The organism is Bradyrhizobium sp. UFLA05-109 (assembly GCF_054185165.1).
Window position 1 is genome coordinate 62,622 of sequence record NZ_JBBIAR010000015.1, and the last position, 20,405, is coordinate 83,026.

Here is a 20,405-nt window from a genome sequence, read left to right on the forward strand (position 1 = left end):
GGTCATAGCCATCGGCTTCATATTGGGCCGCCAAACCCGGCTGCCAAAGAGGCCCATCGCGACACTTCGGTGGGAGGCTAAATTTGGTCGCGACCGTGGGCATAGCGGAGATGAATGCACCTTCCTGCTGTTATCACGGCGGCGGTCGCCTGACCACTGTGGCGCCGATCCTGATCGCGTTTGAGGTCATCGCGCTACGTGCCCCGTAAGAGACCAGCAGCGCTTCTCTGATGCTCCTTGATTTGGCTCAACAACTCTCGTTGGTTGCGGTGCAGCCCCGTTGGCTGAGGCGGGGGCGAGAACACGGTCCGCCGGTCTTTCAGTATCGCCTCCGGCGACGGGTCGGATTGTCTCCGCTGCCGGGGTGAATCGCGCCCTTTTGCAATCCGCCAGCCGAGCCAGTGGTGCCACTGGCCACGGCTCCAGTACCAGTAGTCCCGGCGCCTCCAGCACTCGACGACGCGCCGCCCATGCCCGTCGATCCGCCGGTGCCGACACCCGCGCCAGCGCCACCAGCACTACCTGATCCGCTAGATTGGGCATATGCAACGCTAGCGGCCCCTGCGAGTACCACTGCTGTTAGGATCGTAATCATCGTCTTCCGCATTTTAGGCTCCATGGTTCTCCGAACCTAACTAATGGTCACGCGCGGTAGGCGTTCCTAAACACGCGCGCTCGCTGGCGGTCTGCGCTCGCAGGAAGTCAGTCCGGCGCTTCACGCCCTGCGTAGGCAGTTCGTATCAATGGCCGTTTTTCGTCAGCCAACCGCCTCAACCATGCGGAGTACCAACGATTTCGTGCCAACTCGATGAAAGGCGCCCGGGTGATAGATCTGGTCGTTTCGCTCGACCAAGTAGCCGTAGAGCCGGACCTGCCGCAAGGTCCTGCGTACTCCTTCTGAAAGCAACATCATAACAGCGTTCAAGCGTCGGCTTGACAGAGCGTTGCAACGATGGCGAGGCCCTGCAGGGTGCTTATGGCCGCACGCGGTCACAGCTCCCGTTCCATAGCGGGGTGGCTGCGGTTCTTGACCTTGATCCAGAACTTTTGCCAGCCGCGCGGTACGGTCGATCGCGATGCTTGGAGACCAGGCCTTCCAGGCCCGTGCGACAGCCTGCTCGGAATAGGTCTGGCCCGATCTCGCCGCGCTCGAAGGGCGCATCGGCGATGCCGTCTGGTCGGCGCGCGAGCTGTCGTTCCAGGTTCGTCTTGCGCAGGTGACAGCGGAAGGCTCCGCAAGTCGTCGCCGTCCATCGCAGGGACACTCCGAAGGCAGTGAATATCGGCCCGCCGGTTCACACTGACGGGAGATGCCGGCAAGTACTCTGGAGAAACGGCGGCAGAGAACACCACACGCTATGGTCATTGGATGCGGCGGCATTCCTTGAGAGGAGCGGACCCGCGGAGAGATCGTCTCGGCCGAGCTGGGACTGACGAGCCGCGGCGCCCACGAGGGGAATGGGTGCGTCTATAAAGTTGTGCTGGTTAGGGGCAGTAGCCGAGACAATCACGCGGCTACGCAGGCTAAAAACTCGTTCAGCAGATGCTCTTTAATCGCCGCCGGCTCTCGCTCCCCTTGCGAGGCGAGCCACAGAATGCGCTCCGCGACCTCCACAGCAGAATGATGCTGCTGCCGAGTGAGGGCTGGGCTCGTGAGTACTTCATCGAGAATGGTGCGGAGCAACTGCACTGTCGGTGTGTCGTACGCCATGTGCCGAATACCCGATACTGACCTATTCACAGCTCAAAAGGTCCCCGCGTAGTGTGGATCGCAAGCGCGTCTTCTCGTTACGTTCGACCAGCAATTGGCCGGAACGCAATAATGTACGACGGTTTGATTGCGGGTGTATGACAACGGTGGAGCATTTCGTCGGAGGGAGGACGGAGTCCGCTCACTTCAAAAATAGAGAGGCAACGGAACCAACGAAACCCGCTCAGAAACAATTTCTCAGTGGCAGTGTTCCTGTCTCGCGGCTTTCGATTTATCTGCCTTTTTACGGAGAGTCGTCACGCCAGCGTTGCAACAAGCGACCACCCTCCGCCTACCGCTTTCGCGGTCTATTCTAAGGGAGAAATCATTATGTCTAAAAAAGCAGCCGAACATCACAAACAAGCAGCCGAACATCACACTCACGCGGCTCGTCACCACGCGGAGGCGGCGAAGCATCACGAATCAGGCAGTCACGAAAAGGCCGCGCATCACGCTCATTCGGCGCATGGCCATGCCACACATGCACTTGAACACGGTGAGCACGCCAGCAAGGCGCATACCGAAGAGCACGGACACAAGTAAACGGTCGCTTGGCTTCGATCTTCTCAGGCCGCCTCCGCTCGGAAGCGGCCTTCGTTGACATTGATGGCGCCGCCCTCGGCTTAGGGACCCCAGCTACCAGGTAGCAGTGTTGGAAGCGTCCCAAGTTGAGGAAAGTTCGGCTACGCCAAGCCTGACGTTGGCCGGAATGCCCGCTTCTCCGCATCAGATCGCAGTTCTTACACGGCGCCCGAAGTCGCGAGTAGTTGCGGCCTCGGCCGATCCTAGCCAGCTCACCGTAGGCTCAGCGAGAGATAGCTTACAGAGGAGAGCCGCGCAGACGTGCGATCCCAACTAGCAGTAGACGCATTGCACTATATTGCATCACCCGCCTTCGGGCGGGTTCTCTTTGTACTATGCTACCGAGAAAGAAAGTGGTGAAAATCCTACAAGCTAAGCTAGGGCGCGCGGCGTTAATTCACTATCCGAAGGTTATTAACGCAGGGGGATTACCACTTTTTCCCGACTGCTTTGGATGCAAGCGTTATGTTATTAGCTTTGGCGCATCATTGGTTTTTTCTCGTACCGATACAATTTGGATGAGTTTCCTTTGAGATTCCGATTGCAGACGATCGTCCTATCGGCAGTGCTGTTGACGTCGAGTCCGGGGATAGCTCGCGATCCCGGGGGCAAATATGCGCAAGCCGATCCGGAAATGCACAAATGGTTTGAGCGGTTGAAGTCCGAAGGGGGCGAAGCTTGCTGCGCACTCAGTGACGGCAACACCTTGCGAGATACTGACTGGCGAAGCCGGGACGGCCGCTATCAAGTCTTTATGGATGACGAGTGGGTTGACGTGCCGAACGCGGCTCTTGTCACGGTACCCAATCGTTTCGGTCGAACGGTTGTTTGGCCATACCATGAAGATGGTCGTCCGTACGTTCGATGCTTCATGCCCGGAAGCATGATGTAGGGCAATGGAGCATCGACCAGCAAACGGCTGAACCGCAGGGATGACGCTATTGACTGTGATGCATCCGCCTGGCTGCCGCAGAAGAGGCCGCCGGCTTAACTGGCCTTACCAAATCACGGAAAACACGGTCGCGAGCGCGAACCGCTACCAACGCCTAGGACAGCGAATGCCGTAAGCCGATCATCGAACGCGTAAAGCTGCACTTCGTCATCGTGCTTGCGGTAGTGCAGGGCGTTGAAGTCGGAGATGCCGTCGACACCAAGGATCACAGCTTCCCCGTCGATGACGAAATGCTTCCGCCGGTTTTTCGGCGCGGCCTCGGCGATCCAGGGATAGCGCTTCACGCATCTGATGGTAGCGTGAAGATGGTCGGCTCAACGCCGCATGTTCCGGCGAGGCTGCGAGCTAAGAAATAAAGCAAGAGGCCGCCTCAGTTGGCGGCCTCTGTCTTCACGAGGCGGACGTATGTGCCGGACTCGTGCAGCTCGACCCATCCGCGCTCGACTGCCTTTTGATCCCGGGGATGCTGGTGATCAATTCGCGGATTTGGCTATGGTAGTCTTCGTCGAGTTTGCGAAGTAAGTCGAGCGTTCTTCTAAGAGAACAGCCAACTTACTAAGTTGTACGTCATTGCACCGAGAGCGTAAAGCCAACCCGTGGTGAGCGCGAGTGCGACTAGCAAAAAAGCAGCTTCGAGGGCTTGTCCAGATGCGGGGCTTGGCTCGGCTGCCACTTGGTTCGGCATTCGCAGCTGATTGAGGATGGCGAACAGCAGCTCCTGCTTGGGCATGGTGCTGGCATTCTCGACCCCGTTCTCTTCCGCAAATGAGATAAGCTCGGCCGGCGTCTTGGATTTGAGGTTTATACAATTACTAATATCCCAGGAAAAGTCGAAGACCGGGCGTCGCAGCAGAAACTCGATAAGGCCGAGTGCTACGACCACCATCATGCCGATCAATACCGCCAGGGGATGTAGCGGCCCGTGCCAGAATCCGGCTGCCGTGCCGATCGTCTGTAAGGCTGTCCGTTCGAGGTCATCCAGTGTGTGATTTACGGGTGGCCCCGTTGTTGGCGCGTCCTCGTGTTCGATGACGGGGGGCGGGCTAACCTGAGCGGCATCCGCCGAGGGATTTGGCGGCTCGTGCCAAAATCCGTCTACCGTGCCGATCGTTCGTTCGGCTTGACGCCCGATGCCATTCGGCGTGCGATTTACCGATGGCTTGCCGACAGTCGCATCATCATCTGCGCGGGCACGAGAGTCCAGTGACGTTCGCGCGCCAAACTGCTGCACAGAGTCCTGATCAGGTACCGCCTTCAGGATCACTTCGCGCGACTTGAGCAAGTCGTTTGTTCGCTGAGCGTTATGAAACTTGCGAAAATCGCGCTCGAGCGTGGCATACTTCCGGCTATGCCACCGAGCCTGGCCGGCGCGTTGCTGGAACGGGACCGACGAACTAAATCCGCCACCGCCAAACCAAGCCTTGTGGCTCCTGTGGCCCAATCGGTTCGGGTAAGACCAATGGTACGCACCGGGATAAGGATTTCCCCCACCATAACTGCCACCGCCAATACCACTGATGCCGGCGGCTCCCACACTACCGCTGCCGACTCCCGCACCAACTCCTGTCCCGGCACCATGCCCCGCTCCACCGCCGCCAGCTCCTGCTCCGCTGGCACCGGCTCCACCGCCGCCACCGGCATTGGCACAGGCCTGGTTAATCACGGGCGGAGCGATCTGGGCCGTTAGCAACGTCGCTATCAGGGCAAACGTGATCAGCGATCTGGGCACTTCTGCCTCCTGGTCGTTAAGCGAGCTCCCTAACGCCGATGGAGTGATAGATTTGCAGATTGCAAATTAGCGTAGCGTGCCGGCCGTACTGGGAATTCGCTGCGTGGTAGGGTGTGAGATGGATCGAGCCTCGCTGTTGCAGTATCTTGCTGAGGCGGGGCGTCATCTTGAAGAAGACGAGCGGCATTTTGCCAGCCAAGAACAAGTGGTCGCTGAGTTGCGTCGGCATGGGCACGACGCCAAAGAGACCAAGGAAGTTTTAACATGCGGCACTCGCACGCTCTTCATGTTGATCACCGAGCCCATACACTGCGTGAACTGATTGAGCGTCGTTGAAGCATGGAAGGGGTTTTTGGCGTGCACTGCGCCTGACCGAGCAGCTTACCCCCATCATGATCGTCCTGATGAACCGCGCGAGGTCAACAACAGAAACGGCTCCGTGCTTACATCCGGCAGCAAGACCGTCTCAGGCTAAGATTGGAGGTCGAAGCGGTCCCGACTTCGGCACCACGAAGGGGTTCCCGCTATAACTTGGGATAGGTTTTCTTCTTGAGCTGGGATGGGCTCATGGAAGATGGGCCAGCAGGCCTGACGCCTTTCTAGTCGCAAGAGCCATTTCCGAAGCAGAACATCGCTGAACCGAAACGTTCGGAGGAGCTTCATCACCTCCGTGAAGGGGCGCTGAGGTGCCTTCGCGGAGGCACTAGCCCGGCCAGTACTGGCGTGCCTCTTCCATCGGCTTCGCGCGGTTATCGCGGTCTCGGATGCAGGTTTGATGTCTGCGCCGACAGGAGAGGGTGGACCTGGCTGTTACCGGACTTGGATTGGGCATCGACACGGCAGGTGGCGCCGCTCCTGTCCGGCTGCGGGCCATTGGTCCGGCGCGCTTTTGACTTGGATCAACCTCGGCTCCCCTAGCCAGTGTCTAAGTTATTGCTTGACGCAGCCTTCGGCTGAAGACGTGTGACCAATCGTGGAGCTGCTATTTGTTGGGACGGCGTGGCCGATCGGAAAACCAACGATGCGTTCTATTTTGACCTTAAGTCTTTTGGTCACCCTGTGTGGCTCTGCGAATGCGGCGACGACGCATCCCGCACACCGGCGGCACGCTCATGTTCGTCCCAATCAGGGTATGACCTACGCGCCACCTCGGCCACCGATCCAGTACCGGGCCGCACCATACAATAATTTCAATGAACCGTATTATGGAGCTTCCCAAGGTTACGCGCCTGGCGAGAAACAACGATTTCTCGAAAGTGTGAGACGCCAGATGTAACGTCCGACTTCCACCAGCCGCCGAGGCGCCGAACTCAGGCGGTCCGCGCCGTTGTATTGTCTAGAACACTCGCGATTGGAAAGTCACACAGTAGATTTTCAGAAGTTTTAGCGTGGCCGCCCAGCGTGAAAAGCCCAGCCACCGAAGGGTTCGATATGTTGCCAGCATATTGCACCTCTTTAGGAATGAAACACAAGCCGCCGCCGATGGCGCGTGGCGGCAGCAGGCGAATGCCTGATAAGCTTAGACACTCCTACCTTGCGGCGCTCGGACCCAACCACTCTAGCGCTTCGCGGTAGGTTAGAATGTGAAAAAAATGTCAGGTCGCTTGCTACTGTAATCTAGCATCCGCGAAACAACATCTCGTTTTATTGTCCAACGGCCTACGTGACGACGACTGGTGCTTTGGTCTGGGGCAATAGCGGAAGTGCGGTCTTATTCGGCGAGCAAGCCGCGGGGCGAGTTCCGCGCGATTAAAGACTTGAGCTTGTTGATGGCGCGGATGGCAATGGCTAACGGGAACGGAGTGTTCAGGCGGAGGAAGGCGAGCTTCTTCACATAGCCCTCGACGTGCCATCTAGCGTGCGCACCGCTGCGAAAAAATATCACGTCACCCACGCCATAGCGCCTCGGCGGCATGCCCTCACTCTCAAGCACGATTGATCCTTCGAGAATCACGATGGTCTCGTCGAGATCGTAGTACCAGTTGAATTTACTTTCCGTGCACGACCAAATTATGGTCTTGGCGGTGTTGCATGCGCTCGTCAACAGCACGCGCGAGCGAACTTCCGGCTTACCTTCGATGATCCAGGATGGCTCAATCGGTGATGGCGCGAGATCCATCCTCCAATTCCCAATTTCAGTGGGCGCAGGCATTGGTCACCTCCGCTAAAATGCATCCGCCGCTTCAAAACATGCCCGCAGCGCGCTTTGCCGAGCGTTCCCGTGTGCCTGATAATCAGAGTTTCGCGAAAGGTGTCTGTCTACGAGTAAACATAGCGTAGCCTGCCGTTATTTCCCAGATCGGATTCGCATATGTGATACCGACCTGGGGTGGGTCGGTGTATCCCTCCAATAGCGGCTGAGGAGATTGAGGGGCCTTCGTAGTTCGGAGGCGGCGATGATCGCTGAGATAGTGTATTTTACCGCCTTACTTGATCCGCTTGGTCCACCCTATTACGCCAAGCTACCTCCAAAGGCCCCGGCATTTAGGGTTGTGCTGGGGATGTCTCTATCGATTGGTGCCTCATGATCAGAACACCGATTGGCGCTTCGATGGCAGCCTAGTAATCGCCGCTGAAGCGCATCGGTCGAACTGCCGGCGACGCATAATCGGCGCGGTCTGCTTTAACAGGACTCGAAGCGTGTATTACCGGCGGGAGCAGCAGACGATTGGAACTCTCGAGCAGGGCTCTTGCTGCCCTGTCCGCATCGGGTCAAAGCAGCGTTCGAAGCAAGTGCGGCACGCCTCCCGGTTTACCGCCGACGGCCGACATCACAGCGGCTTGGGCGCTATTCGGCTTGGGCCACCCCCGGACGAGGGTACGCGCAACCCACCGGTCGCAACTACGCTTAGCCGACGATTAGCCGCGGTGTTCCGGGGCCCCAAATAGCCATGTTGTCGCTGAGGTTTTCACCTTAATATGGGTATCGAGTGATCCTACCAGGCCCTCGGTGAGGTAAGCCGAAATGGCACCCAGCAGCAGGGGCGACCTCAACCATCCTTCTGCATCCGCGACTGAGGGTGACGGGAACAATCGCGTAGATGCACCGGTCGAGCTGACCTTCTCGTTTGGCCCGTTTCGCCTCTTTCCGCGGCGGCAACTATTGCTTAAGCGAGATACTCCGGTTCCACTCGGAAGTCGTGCCTTTGAGCTTCTGCATGCCTTGGTTGAGCATGCCGGCGAGATTGTCGACAAAGATTCGCTTATGACTCGGGCCTGGTCGGACGTCACGGTCGATGAATCCAACCTACGAGCTCAGATCACCGGCTTGAGGCGCGTACTCGCCGACGGAGGCACAGGCGAGAACTATGTCGTCACTTTGCCCGGTCGCGGGTATCGATTTGTTGCGGTAGTTGCGCGATCCACAGGCGAAGCCGAGATCAAAGAGACCGATAAGGCACGTACCCCCCTCGATCGGCCCACCCGACTGATTGGTCGCGCCGATATCATCGCGATGGTCGGTAACCGCTTGCAGCGAAGCCGGTTCGTTACGATCACTGGACCGGCCGGAATCGGCAAGACATCGGTCGCTTTGGCGGTGGCTGACAAGCTGCTTCCCTCCTATCGAGGCGGAGCGCGATTTGTCGACCTTGCGCCTCTCAAGGATCCCGGGCTCGTGCCCAGCGCGCTCGCATCAGTGCTTGGCGTCGCCGTTCGCTCGGAGAATCCCTATCCCGCGCTGATTTCTTTTCTGAAGGACAAACAGACCCTGATCGTCCTGGACAATTGCGAGCATGTCCTGATGGCGGCCGCGGGTTTGGCCGAAGAATTGTTAAAAGCAGTACCGGGCGTCCATGTCCTTGCGACAAGTCGAGAACCCTTGCGTGCGCAAGATGAGCGTGTACAGCGTCTTCCACCGCTGGAAACCGCTCCCGTCGCGGCAGCGCTGACAGCCGCTGAAGCATATACCTATCCAGCAGTCCAACTCTTTGTCGAACGTGCAACGGCAAATGCCGGCGGTTACGAGTTCAAGGATGAAGATGTCCAGTTTGTCGCACAAATCTGCCGCCGTCTCGACGGCATTGCACTGGCAATTGAGCTTGCTGCAGGCCGAGTCGACGCCTTCGGAGTTCGCGGAGTGGCCCGTCGGCTCGATGATCGATTCCAACTCCTGACACGCGGTCGACGGACGGCGCTGCCGCGGCATCAAACACTCGGCGCAGCATTCGATTGGAGTTACGAATTGCTGTCCGAAACCGAACGCGCCATCATGCGCCGATTGGGAATATTTGCTGGACGCTTTACGATGGACGCGGCCATCGCCGTAGCCGGAAGTGCCGATATTGCTCCGGCGGTGGTGGACGAAACGGTCGCCGACCTTGTCGAAAAATCGCTTGTCGTGGCAGATGTGGGAGATGCCGCGGTATTTTATCGGCTAACCGATACTGCTCGCGCGTACGCTCTGAAGAAGCTCAGTGAAAACGGCGAAGCGCAGGCCTTTGCGAGACAACACGCGTCACACTTTCGCGAGCAATTCGAGCGTGCTCAATCGGATTGGGCGACATGGCCTACTGCCGAGTGGCTCGCAACATACGCCGCGAAACTCGATGATCTCCGCAGCGCTCTCGACTGGGCTTTTTCGCCAAGCGGCGATGCTGAAGCCGGGATAGCCCTTACAGTCGCTGCCGAGCCGTTGTGGTTCGAGATGTCGCTGATGGAGGAATGTCGCACGTGCGCCGAGCGGGCGCTAACCACACTGGAAAAAAGCGGCATCAGCGATGAACGGCGTCGGATGCTCCTCTACGCCGCAGTCGCCTGGTCGCAGATGTATACCGCCGGATCAGGCCGAGATACGGGGGCCGCGTGGGCAACCACTGCTGGGATCGCGGAAGCGCTGAACGATACGGATTACCGGTTGCGTGCGCTGTGGGGACTTTGGGCGACCCAGATCAACAGAGGAAAATTCGGCGCGGCGCGGACAATGGCAAAGCGCTTTTCCGAGTTGGCCGAGACCGTCGCCGATAAGAATGACCGCCTGATTGGAGACCGACTGACCGGCGTGGCGCTCCATTTCCTTGGTGATCAGCCCGCGGCAAGATTACACTTGGAACGAATGCTTGCCGGCTATGTTGCGCCGGTTCAGCGGTCCCACGCCGCCCGTTTTCAATTCCACCAACAGGTATCGGCGCGCATGACGCTCGCGCGCGTTCTATGGTTGCAGGGATTCCCGGAGCAAGCGCTTAGCTGCGTCGAAACCAATATCGAGCACGCCCTAGCGATTGATCATACACTGTCGCTTTGCAACGCGCTGGCCAATGCGGCGTGCCCGATCGCACTGGTGACGGGCGACCTCGAGGCCGCGGAATATTACATCAAGATGTTGCTCCGTCAGACCGAGAGGGAAGCATTTGATATCTGGCATGCGTTTGGCCGGTGCTTTGAAGGTGAATTGGACGTCAAGCGTGGGCATCTCCCGCCTGGCTTGGAACGGCTGCGCGCCGGTGTCGAAGAGCTGCGTCGAGCCGGATTCGGCCAGTATCTCACGACATTCCTGGGCAGACTGGCGGTGGGTCTGGCGGCGGCAGGTGACGCGCCGCAAGCACTGGCGACTATCGATGAAGCGATCAAGCGAAATGGACAAAGCGAAGAACGTTGGTGCACTCCGGAATTGTTGCGGATCAAAGGCGCTGTCGTGTTGCAGCAGGAAGGTGACAATGCCGCGGCCGTGGCCGAGAGGGATTTCCTGGAGTCGGTACACTTAGCGCGAACGCAAGAGGCCCTCGCTTGGGAGCTGCGCACCGCAACGAGCCTGGCACGATTGTGGCTGGATCAAGGGAGAACCAGCGAGGCATACGAGCTGATCTCGCCAGTCTTTGGCCGGTTCCGCGAAGGCCATCAAACCGACGATCTTAGAGCCGCAAACACGCTGCTGGGTGACCTCGCGAGGCATCGCTAGCTAGATACTATCCGAAACGGCTCCCTTTCAGGGCTTCCGACACTACTAAAGTCAAAGATGTTCGCGGGCCAACTTCACGCCCCCTGCTGAGAATTCGCAAGAATTCACAACATTTCCTTGGTGCTTGACCCGGGCTGCGCTCATGATGAATGAAGCGAGAGGCCGCTATGCCGAATCCGAAGCAAGCGTCACTAGATGTCGCCGATGCTGCGCTGCTCGAGCTGGCGACGCAGCAATTTGTCGATACGATCACCGACCGAGCGAAGATGCGCGCGTTGTCTCCCGAGGATGCGAGAAAATTTCTGGAGGATATCCAGTCGGGAGATATCGGCAAACCGGCCGTGCATCTAGAGGACTTGGTGATTTCCTGCGGCCCAACCGGATCAGTGCCGCTTCGCATCGTACGACCAGAGGGCGCAACTGAAGCACTGCCTGCACTGGTATACGTGCACGGCGGCGGCTGGGTCTTCGGTGACGAGAACACACACGACCGCCTGATCAGGGAAATCGCTGTCGGTGCAAATGTTGCGCTGTTTTTCGTGGGTTACGATCGCGCGCCGGAGGTCCAGTATCCCGTTGCGATCGAGCAAGTCTATGCCGTCACCAGGTACCTCGTGGAACACGGCGAGGAGCTGGCCATCGATCCTACCCGCATGGCTATTGCCGGCGACTGCGTCGGTGGCAATATGGCCGCAGCTGTCACGCTTCTGGCCAAACAGCGCCGCGGCCCGAAAATCGATTTGCAGGTATTGTTCTATCCTGCTGTCGCTTCGGTGTTCGACACCGGGTCTTACGCGTCCTACACAAATGGACCTTGGCTCACCAAGCCGGCCATGGAGTCGTTCTGGAATGCCTATCTTCCGGACGTCGCCATGCGCAAGAAAATCACCGCGGCGCCACTTAATGCTTCAATTGACGATCTGACAGGCCTGCCCGATGCCCTCGTCATTGTCGCAGAGCACGACGTGCTGCGCGACGAAGGTGAGTGTTACGCACGCAAACTGGCTCGTGCAGGGGTCCGTGTCACCTCAACGAGATACAACGACACGATCCACGATTTCTTAGTGCTTAACGCACTGGCCGATACGCCGGCGACCCGGGGCGCCATTGCGCAGGCCAGCGCCTTTATTCGATCCATACTCGAATGAGAGAGTAGCCACGAACGCAGCAATCTCGTCACAGGAGACGCAAACATGCAGATCGAACTCGCGCGCGCCCCGCAAGTTCGGACGCTGGGTGAACTGACGAATGAGCTGAATGAGGCACTCGGCGCCATCTTGCTCAACTGCGGAGCTAGCCTGCGCTGGCTCGAGAGGGCTGATCCGGATTTGAACGAAGCACTCACGTCGATGAGGCGGGTGCTTGCGGACGCGCAACGCGCCGCCCAGGCCGTCGTTAGCGTGGGGACCTTGGAGGCATCGGCGCAGACCTCGCCGGTCCACCGCCCAAATTAAGTGTTATGCCCATGGCAGCGGTTGCAAGCCGCCGCTGCCGACCGGCGGGTGCCAGTATGTCATTCCCAATGTCCGGTATGGGCCGTGAACGGACTCATGCACCGCAGCAAACCTCGGCCGCTCGCCATGGCGTCCGAGTCGTCTCGTCGAGGTTTGCTCGTGCTGCGAGACCGCCTTATAATGTTTCAGGTAGACTGCAGAGGTCACGCGCCAGTAAGAGGTATTCGCGGCGTGTCTGGTCAGCCTGAGCGAGAGAGGTCGGTACATTTCGGGATATGACGAACGTGGCGCACGTTCTGACGGACGCCGAATTTGTAGTCCTTTTGGAGGCCGGGCCCGATGCTTTGGTGGTCACGGACGTGCATGGCAACGTCTTGCTCGTGAACGCCCAAACCAAAGAGCTGTTTGGCTATGACCGCGAGGAGCTTTTAGGCAAAGACGTCGAAACGCTTATACCGGAACGGTACCGAAGCTTGCGCCCAATGGGAGCCCGCCGGCAATTGTACGGATTGCGCAAAGACGGAAGCGAGTTCTCGGTGGAAATTAGCCTCACTCCCTTCCGGAGCGGCAATCGGATGTGGGTATTCGCCGCGATCCGTGACGGTACCGACGGGAACGGCGCAGAGCCGATGTTGCGTCGGAGCGCATCATACCTGGCCGCAGCGCAAAAGTTGACGCATACGGGCAGCTGGGCGTGGAATCCACGACAGGATAGGCTGCTGCACTGCTCTGAGGAGGTTTTCCGGATCTATGGAATGGATCCGGGGAACGGCGTACCGACCTTTGAGATGCTCTCACAGCGGGTGCACCCGGACGATCGTGACTGGGTAAGAGAGAGCACCGTGCAGATTTTTCGCCACAGGCAAGAGCGCCTGTTTGAATACAGAATTGTGCTGCCTGACGGGACCCTCAAATACGTTGAAAGTGTCCGCCGTCCTGTCATGGATGGACAGGGGAATGTCAATGAAGTGCTCGGCACGTCGGTCGATGTAACTGAACGAAAACATGCCGAGGATGCACTTCGGCGGAGTGAAGCTTATCTGGCCGAAGCACAAAGGCTGACTCGTACAGGTAGTTGGGCGTGGGATCCCCGCCGTGATCGGATGCTGCACTGCTCGGAAGAAATCTTCCGAATATATGCTTTGGATCCCGCCGACGGCATGCCGGATTTTGAAACGCTGTTTCAGCGAGTCCATCCGGAGGACCGTGATCTGGTCAGAGGAAGGACCCTTGAGGGCGTCCGTCAAAGAGAAGAGCGTCTGCTGGAGTACAGAATCGTACTGCCTGACGGCGCGATCAAATACATCGAAAGTGTTCGTCGTCCTGTTCTGGACAAGATCGGGAACGTCGTTGAAGTCGTAGGCACATCACTGGACGTCACTGAACGCAAGCGCTCCCAGCAGGAGCGCGAACGATTGCATAAGCTTGAGGCAGATATCGCGCATGTCAACCGGGTGAGCATGTTGGGAGAGCTGGCCGCTTCATTGGCTCACGAAATCAAACAACCTCTTGCAGCGGTCATCTTGAACGCCAAAGCCTGTCAGATTTGGATTGATCAAGTTCCGTCAAATTCAGAAGAGGCGCGCGCATCAGCAAAGCGGATTGAGCAAGACGGAACCCGGGCGGTCGAGGTGATCGACCGTGTTCGTTCTTTCTACAAAAAAGACGTTCCGGATCGACGGGAGCTGGTCGATTTGAGCAAACTGATCGAAGAGATGATCATGCTGGTGCGTGGTGAAATGATGGGAAATTCCGTAACAGTTCGACTCGAACTAGCGGATGGCCTTCCAAAGGTGATGGCGGATTCTGTGCAATTGCAGCAGGTGTTGATCAATCTCGTGCTTAACGCAATCGAAGCTATGAGGGACAGAGGGGGCGAACTGACGATAGGGTCACAACTGACTGCCGATCGAAACGTAGTAATTTCGGTCGGCGACACCGGAGTAGGGCTGCCGACGGAAAACCTTGACCGCATATTCGACCCGTTCTTTACGACGAAACCCCAGGGCACCGGGATGGGCCTGGCGCTGACTCGTTCTATTGTCGAGTCCCATGGCGGCCGCGTCTGGGCTGTCGCTAACGCTGGCCCGGGCGCAACCTTCCATTTCGCGCTGCCTGTTCAATCAGAGCCGAGAAGAGTGTCTGCCTGAGAGAGCATAGGCGGAGCAATCTCCTGGCAAACATGGCTGTGACCAGGGCAAAGTTTGCAAGGGCAGGCAAAGGCGCGCCGACGCCGTATGAAACGGCCGGCGAGCGCGCCGGCTTTGCCCGGTGGCACCGGAGGCGCCCCATGACCGCTGTGGGTCAAACTGCGACGTGCGGGGGAGGGCCGCTTCTGGCGCAAACCGGACGTTCGGCCGGCCCCGTTTATCTCCGAAGGGCCAAAACCTGCTATTCCTGCACGTGCGGAACCGCAGATGAAGCGCAGTTGCGATTTGCACCGCCATCTATTGGGGAGCGGCAGGGATCGTGAAATGAAACGCAGTGCCCCGCGGGATGTTCGCCGTCGCCCATATTCGCCCCCTGTGTCCTTCCACAATTGAGCGACAGATTGCCAATCCCATCCCCATTCCGGTCGACTTTGTTGTGTAAAACGGATCGAAAAGACGATCGAGGTTTTCCGGGCGTATGCCCGACCCCGAATCCCGGACCGAGACAAGCACACCATCTGGCGAATTCGCCTGGGTGCTGATCTGTAGCTCGCGCAAGTCCCGATCGCCCTCGCTCATGGCCTGCACTGCGTTCAAGATCAGGTTGAGCATCACTTGTTGCAGTTGGGTGCGATCACCGGTTACGGCGGGCAGGCCTTCGGCAAATTGCGTTTTTACCGAGACGCCGCTTTTCCTGGATTCACCCTGTGCGAGGTCGATGATCTCACCAATCGCTTCATTCATATCCAAGTGCTCTTTCCGCGGTGGAGTCTTCTCGACGAGGCCACGAATTCGACTGACGACGTTTCCAGCTCTGCTACCGTCACTTTTGATCCTGGCCAGCAGCCGACGCGCCTCGTCCAAATCCGGCACATCACGATTCAGCCAACGCAGTGCCGATTCCGCGTTGACAATTGTGGCGCCGATCGGCTGACTGACCTCATGAGCAATTGACGCCGTGAGCTGGCCCATTGTCGCAACGCGATTCGCGTGCGCGAGCCCCAACTGCGTTTCGCGATAGCGTCGCTCGCTCTCACGCGCCTCGGATTCCGCACGTTTGCGTTCAGTCAAATCAAGCACAAAAGCGACGCCCTGAGTCGCGTGTGGCTCAAGGCTTGCCGCGCCGATCAGCACAGGAACCTTGCTGCCATCCTTCCGGACGTAATCCCTCTCGAACGGCTGTGCGCTCCCGGTTGTCCTTATTTCCCGCAACGTGTGAGCCGCTCGGTCGTGCCACTCCGGCGCTATCAGATCCAGCCAGCGCATGCGACCAGAATCGAGGTCGTTACGGTCGAATCCCAAAATGCGCAGAAACGCGTCATTGGCTTCGATGATCTGGCCTTTGAAGTCGAAGATCACGATACCGATGATGTTGGCGTCGACCAAGCGTCGGATCTTGGCCTCGCGTTCTGCCAGGTCGCAGTACAGACGGGTATTTTCGAGCGAGATCGCGGCCTGCGCGGCCAGCAGCTTCAGCACTGTGATCCGGGCGGGCGCAAAAATGTGTGGGGTCAGATTGTTCTCGAGGTAGAGGACGCCGATCAGTTGGCCTCGGTTTAGCAACGGCATGCATAGAACTGAGCGGGTGTGGCGCTGACGGATGTAGGGATCATCTGCAAACGGAGTATTGGCTGCGGCATCGTCGATAATGATGCTCTCCCGAACCCGTAGAACATAGTGGACAACCGACTCCGGCAACGAGATTGCAGTCAACGCCTCGTCGCGCAACTCAACGACGATGGTCTCGCCGGTTGTCGCTTCCGCAGCGATCCTCGGCTCGTCCGCGTGCGAAAGGATGAGCAGACCTCGCACGGCGCCCGATTGCTCGATCGCGGTGCGCATGAGAGTCTCGAGCAGCTTTTCCAGGACGAAGGCGCCCGATATCGCCTGTGACACCTTGATGACGGTGGCGAGATCCAGATGTTCGACCGGCGCTTCGATTGTGCCCATTGGAGTCGACGCGCGTTCGTCGAGCGTCAAGCGCGGATGCAGCTGATCGAGGTTCCGCACTTTGCCGGCTGCCCCCCACCGCAAATAGCAGGAACGAGCCTCTCGCAAATACGCACGGGAAATGGTTTCGAAGCCGCGCGCTGCGTAGAAGCGGGCGGCCAGCTCGCTGGCGATCGCCTCATTGTGGACAAAGCCGTTATCTTGCGCCGAGCGGATGGCCTGTTCATAGAGCCGCTCGGCGTCAAGCACACGGCCTTCGACCCGGGCAATCTCCGCACCGACAAGAGCGGCGCGATTCTCGAAGTTTTCCGGGCAATTCGCCTCCCATACACAGAGCTCACGGTGGTGATCGGCCAGAGCATCGACATGATTCTGGCGTTGGTCAGCAGGGGCGTCGTCGCAAAACACGGCGCGTGAGAGCGCGGCATAAAAATGAAATTCCGCGTCTTCGAAGAACGACCGCGCCGTCCACACCACGCGTTGTGCCTCCGATGATGCCTCAACGGCAGCGGCGTAATCTCCCGCGATGAAGCACGCCTGAAGCTTGCGGATCCAATACCAACACTCGGCGACGACCAGATTCGGATTCGTCGATAGTCGATGCGCTACATCAATCTCGTCGAACTCATCGCCGTCCAATGAGCCAAATGTTCGCGTCAACCCGCGCAGCATTCTGACCAGAGCAAGTTGGGTAGCGATAACATCGGCTATAAAGCCGAACCCCGCCTTCTGCGCAAACGCGAGACTACGTTCGGCCTCTCGTTCCACCTCAATGAGCGGATCACCTGCCGCCAGCATGTTGGTGATCAGATGACTGCAGCTGACGACCGCATTGGTAAGATCGCCGCTTTGGTTGGACGACACGACGGCGCGGCGCAGCAGATCGCGACCTGTCTTGACATGTTTCGTCCAGGGCAGGACGTCGCCGAAGAGTTGATAGGTTTTGGCCTCAAACCGCCTCAATCCGCGCCGTTCGGTCAGTTCATAACCAAGTCGGGCAAAGCGATACCCGGCCTGGTAGTCGCCGAAACACGGACCAGCGATCACTCCAAGGCGACTGTAGAAGGCGCACGAAGCGTCGCAGTTGCCGCGCTCGAGACTGAGATTGACGCCGCGGCAAGCCGTCAAAGAATAGAGATTCACATCCGTCACCCGTGCCGGCAGCCCGAGCCTCAGCAAAAGGTCAAAGGTGGCGAGGGACGCCGGGTCACTCACCAACGGCAGTTCGATCAGATCCTCGATCGCGCGCTCTCCGAGCTGCGATTGCATTCTGTCATATTCGCTTCGGGCCTCCTCTTGCGTCGGATGTGCCGACCATTCGATGCCCAGGTGCCGGAAATATTCGAGGCCCACCGCAACCGCGTCGCTGTTCCTGTCGAGGGTTGTGTGCACGTCGATGCGCAAGCACGCGACGATCGCTCGCTCCATCGCACTGGCGGCGCGGATTGAGAGCATCGCCAGGCGCTTGTTCGCGGCGGTAAGCTCCCCAGTGAGGAATTCGCATTCGGCCCGGAGCAACTCGAGCGCGAAGACGAGCTCGCGCCGACGCTCCCAGCGATCATCCGTCAGCAGCATCAAGCCTGCGGTGCAATATTTGAGCGCCGAGGCATGGGCGGTGGACGACTTGGCCCGCTGCCCTGCAAGCAGGTTGAGCTCGGCCAACTGCTCACGCTCGTTTAGGGAGGCGATCAATGCAGCGCCGCGGTTGAGCTGGTTGACGATTTCGAATATCGCCTTCTCTCGTTCCTCCGGCGGTGTGTGCGCCGCGAGCAGCCAGCCGATCCGCAGGTGCGTCTCCGGGCGCAGGTTCTCAGGAATGAGCATATAGGCGGCTTCCTGCACCCGGTCGTGAAGGAAACGGTAGGACTGCTCCGTGCGGAAGACGAAGCCGGCGCGGGCTGCTTCCCACAGCCGGTCATGCATCTCCTCCGTCGACTGCCGCGAAAGCATCTCAAGCAGATCGAACTCCGCGCTGCTGCCCACGCACGCCAGCAACTGCAATGCTTGCTGCGTTTCGACGGGCAGGCGTGTCAGCTTGTCGACCATAAGGTCGACCACATTGTCGGTATAACGCTTGGCGCGGATCCGATCGAGATCCCAGGACCAGCGCGCAGCATCATGATCAAAGGTAAGCAACCTTTCATCGGCGAGCGAAGCAATAAACTGGATGGCGAAGAACGGATTGCCATCCGTCTTGTCGTGCACCATGTCCGCGAGCGGCGCGCTGCGTTCCGGCTCGCAGCGAAGGGCGTCCGCAATCAGCTGTCTGAGATGCTCTGAGGCAAGCGGCCCGAGCGTGATCTCGCTGACTATTCCGCCAGCGCCCTTGATCGCGTCGAGCTTCCGCATCATCGGATGTGCCGCAGTGACTTCATTGTCGCGGTAGGCACCAATCAGCAGGAGATGCCCCAGGTCCGAGCGCGTCAGAAGATCGTCCAGCAAGTCGAGGGTCGCCGCGTCGAGCCATTGCAAGTCATCGAGGAAGAGCGCCAGGGGATGTTCCGGCCGGGCGAAGACGCCGATGAACTGCCGAAACACCTGCTGGAAACGCCGCTGCGCGTCCAATGGCGCAAGTTCAGGGACCGGCGGCGGCTCGCCGATGACGAGCGTCACCTCGGGAACAAGAGCCACGATCAATCCCGCATTCGGTCCCAGCGCCTCCCGGAATGCAAGTCGCCAATGCGCAAGGTCCGCTTCGCTCTTGCTAAGAAGGGGCCGGACGAGCCCCTGAAAGGCCTGCGCCAACGTGGCATAAGGGATGTCGCGCTTGAACTGATCGAACTTGCCGGAGCCGAACAGCCCGCGCTGTGGCACCAGCGCCTTGTGCAGCTCGTTGACCACCGAGGACTTGCCGATGCCGGAATAGCCGGAGACCAGCACTAGCTCCGGAGGGCCGCCGCCCACAATGCGGTCGAAGGAGGCGAGCAAGGCCTCGACCTCGCCTGTCCGCCCGTAGAGCTTCTCGGGAATCAGGAGTCGGTCGGGCATGTCGTCTTCGCCAAGCGCGAAATCGTCGATCCGGCGCCCAGCCTCCCAGTCGATCAGACATCTGCGAAGGTCGCTGGCGAGACCGGCCGCGGTCTGGTAGCGATCTTCGGCCGTCTTGGCGAGCAGCTTCATGACGATCGCCGAGACGACACTGGGGATCTCCTTCAGCCGATCGGCGGGCGAGAGCGGAGTCCTTGCGAGGTGACAATGCACCCAATCCATCGGATCGGTGGCGGTAAACGGTAAGGTGGCAGTGAGCATTTCGTAGAAGGTGACGCCGAGCGCATAGAGGTCGCTGCGGGAGTCGATCGAACGGTTCATTCGTCCGGTCTGCTCGGGGGCTATGTAGGCGAGAGTGCCGGCCAGCGTCTCGGGAGGCCCGGCCGCCTGTCGCTCGCGGGGCAGCCGCGATGCGATCCCGAATCCGGTGAGCCGCGCCTCGCCAGTCGTGCCATTGACCAGGATATTGGCCGGCTTGATGTCCTTGTGGACGAGGCCCCGCTGATGGAGCCTGCCGAGAGCCGCAGCGAAACCGATGGCCAGCCGCAGGAAGCGTCCCACATCCATCGGTGCGCCCAGGAGCCGATGAAGCGCCTCGCCGCCCTTATCCTCGAGCACCAGCATCGGCCGAGCTCCATCGCTCGTGAGTTCCAGCGGCCGCACCGCCCACGTCCCATCCAGTTCATCCCTGAGGGCGTATTCGTGAGCAAGGCGGTCGAGGCTCGAGCGCGACGGGTGCTCGGTGGCGGGCAATACAACCAGTACTGCGCTCCGGTTGCCGTCATCGCAGGTGCGCCAGCCCCGGCAGAAGACGCGTTCTCCGTCCTCCCACAAAACCTGTGAACTACTGTCCGGATCAGTGGTGAGCATCGGTCGGTCTCCATCATTCAGGTTTCATTCGGAATTCAGTCGAGTGTCCGAATAAGGTGACCTTTGATGGGTCAAGCGATAGCG

10 protein-coding genes and 2 pseudogenes are annotated in these 20,405 nt (G+C 59.2%); 7 read left to right on the top strand and 5 right to left on the bottom strand.

The features are described from left to right. Nucleotides 1-1,507 precede the first annotated feature (1,507 nt). Nucleotides 1,508-1,711, bottom strand: coding sequence for a hypothetical protein (locus Q3C01_RS13465; RefSeq protein ID WP_458145804.1), 204 nt, complete (start codon nt 1,709-1,711; stop codon nt 1,508-1,510). Between the two features lie 369 nt (nt 1,712-2,080). On the opposite strand from Q3C01_RS13465, the gene Q3C01_RS13470 reads away from it, so the two are divergent. Beyond that, nucleotides 2,081-2,293 (top strand): hypothetical protein, encoded by a 213-nt coding sequence (locus tag Q3C01_RS13470; protein WP_458145805.1) that lies wholly within the window; start codon nt 2,081-2,083, stop codon nt 2,291-2,293. A gap of 580 nt (nt 2,294-2,873) precedes the next feature. Further along, nucleotides 2,874-3,224: a hypothetical protein gene (locus Q3C01_RS13475; RefSeq protein WP_458145806.1), complete on the top strand. Its 351-nt coding sequence runs from the start codon at nt 2,874-2,876 to the stop codon at nt 3,222-3,224. Nucleotides 3,225-3,406: 182 nt separating this feature from the next. On the opposite strand, the pseudogene Q3C01_RS13480 reads toward Q3C01_RS13475, so the two are convergent. Beyond that, nucleotides 3,407-3,565: pseudogene (locus Q3C01_RS13480) on the bottom strand (ATP-dependent DNA ligase); the annotation flags it as partial. A 401-nt stretch (nt 3,566-3,966) separates the two neighbouring features. Next, nucleotides 3,967-4,101: pseudogene (locus Q3C01_RS13485) on the bottom strand (Rho termination factor N-terminal domain-containing protein); the annotation flags it as partial. Nucleotides 4,102-5,131: 1,030 nt separating this feature from the next. Here Q3C01_RS13485 and Q3C01_RS13490 point away from each other — a divergent pair. After that, nucleotides 5,132-5,335 (top strand): hypothetical protein, encoded by a 204-nt coding sequence (locus Q3C01_RS13490; RefSeq protein WP_458145807.1) that lies wholly within the window; start codon nt 5,132-5,134, stop codon nt 5,333-5,335. Nucleotides 5,336-6,724: 1,389 nt separating this feature from the next. Here the strand turns inward: Q3C01_RS13490 and Q3C01_RS13495 are convergent. Beyond that, nucleotides 6,725-7,132 (bottom strand): cupin domain-containing protein, encoded by a 408-nt coding sequence (locus tag Q3C01_RS13495; protein ID WP_458145808.1) that lies wholly within the window; start codon nt 7,130-7,132, stop codon nt 6,725-6,727. Between the two features lie 846 nt (nt 7,133-7,978). On the opposite strand from Q3C01_RS13495, the gene Q3C01_RS13500 reads away from it, so the two are divergent. The 4 genes from Q3C01_RS13500 to Q3C01_RS13515 all read left to right on the top strand — a co-directional run bounded on the left by Q3C01_RS13500 (nt 7,979) and on the right by Q3C01_RS13515 (nt 14,513). Continuing rightward, nucleotides 7,979-10,909: an ATP-binding protein gene (locus tag Q3C01_RS13500; protein ID WP_458145809.1), complete on the top strand. Its 2,931-nt coding sequence runs from the start codon at nt 7,979-7,981 to the stop codon at nt 10,907-10,909. Nucleotides 10,910-11,076: 167 nt separating this feature from the next. Beyond that, on the top strand, nt 11,077-12,057 hold the full coding sequence (locus Q3C01_RS13505) for an alpha/beta hydrolase (RefSeq protein WP_458145810.1): 981 nt from the start codon (nt 11,077-11,079) through the stop codon (nt 12,055-12,057). Nucleotides 12,058-12,102: 45 nt separating this feature from the next. Beyond that, entirely contained in the window at nt 12,103-12,363 is a 261-nt protein-coding gene (locus tag Q3C01_RS13510) for a hypothetical protein (RefSeq protein WP_458145811.1), read from the top strand. A gap of 284 nt (nt 12,364-12,647) precedes the next feature. Further along, entirely contained in the window at nt 12,648-14,513 is a 1,866-nt protein-coding gene (locus tag Q3C01_RS13515; protein ID WP_458145812.1) for a PAS domain-containing sensor histidine kinase, read from the top strand. Between the two features lie 297 nt (nt 14,514-14,810). Here Q3C01_RS13515 and Q3C01_RS13520 read toward each other — a convergent pair whose 3' ends face one another. Further along, entirely contained in the window at nt 14,811-20,321 is a 5,511-nt protein-coding gene (locus tag Q3C01_RS13520) for a trifunctional serine/threonine-protein kinase/ATP-binding protein/sensor histidine kinase (RefSeq protein ID WP_458145813.1), read from the bottom strand. Nucleotides 20,322-20,405 lie beyond the last annotated feature (84 nt).

Bases quoted from the DNA above. Each gene is read 5' to 3' on its own strand.
- Q3C01_RS13495 (WP_458145808.1), bottom strand. From the start codon at position 7,132: ATGGATCTCGCGCCATCACCGATTGAGCCATCCTGGATCATCGAAGGT.
- Q3C01_RS13505 (WP_458145810.1), top strand. From the start codon at position 11,077: ATGCCGAATCCGAAGCAAGCGTCACTAGATGTCGCCGATGCTGCGCTG.
- Q3C01_RS13470 (WP_458145805.1), top strand. From the start codon at position 2,081: ATGTCTAAAAAAGCAGCCGAACATCACAAACAAGCAGCCGAACATCAC.
- Q3C01_RS13520 (WP_458145813.1), bottom strand. From the start codon at position 20,321: ATGCTCACCACTGATCCGGACAGTAGTTCACAGGTTTTGTGGGAGGAC.
- Q3C01_RS13465 (WP_458145804.1), bottom strand. From the start codon at position 1,711: ATGGCGTACGACACACCGACAGTGCAGTTGCTCCGCACCATTCTCGAT.
- Q3C01_RS13510 (WP_458145811.1), top strand. From the start codon at position 12,103: ATGCAGATCGAACTCGCGCGCGCCCCGCAAGTTCGGACGCTGGGTGAA.
- Q3C01_RS13490 (WP_458145807.1), top strand. From the start codon at position 5,132: ATGGATCGAGCCTCGCTGTTGCAGTATCTTGCTGAGGCGGGGCGTCAT.
- Q3C01_RS13500 (WP_458145809.1), top strand. From the start codon at position 7,979: ATGGCACCCAGCAGCAGGGGCGACCTCAACCATCCTTCTGCATCCGCG.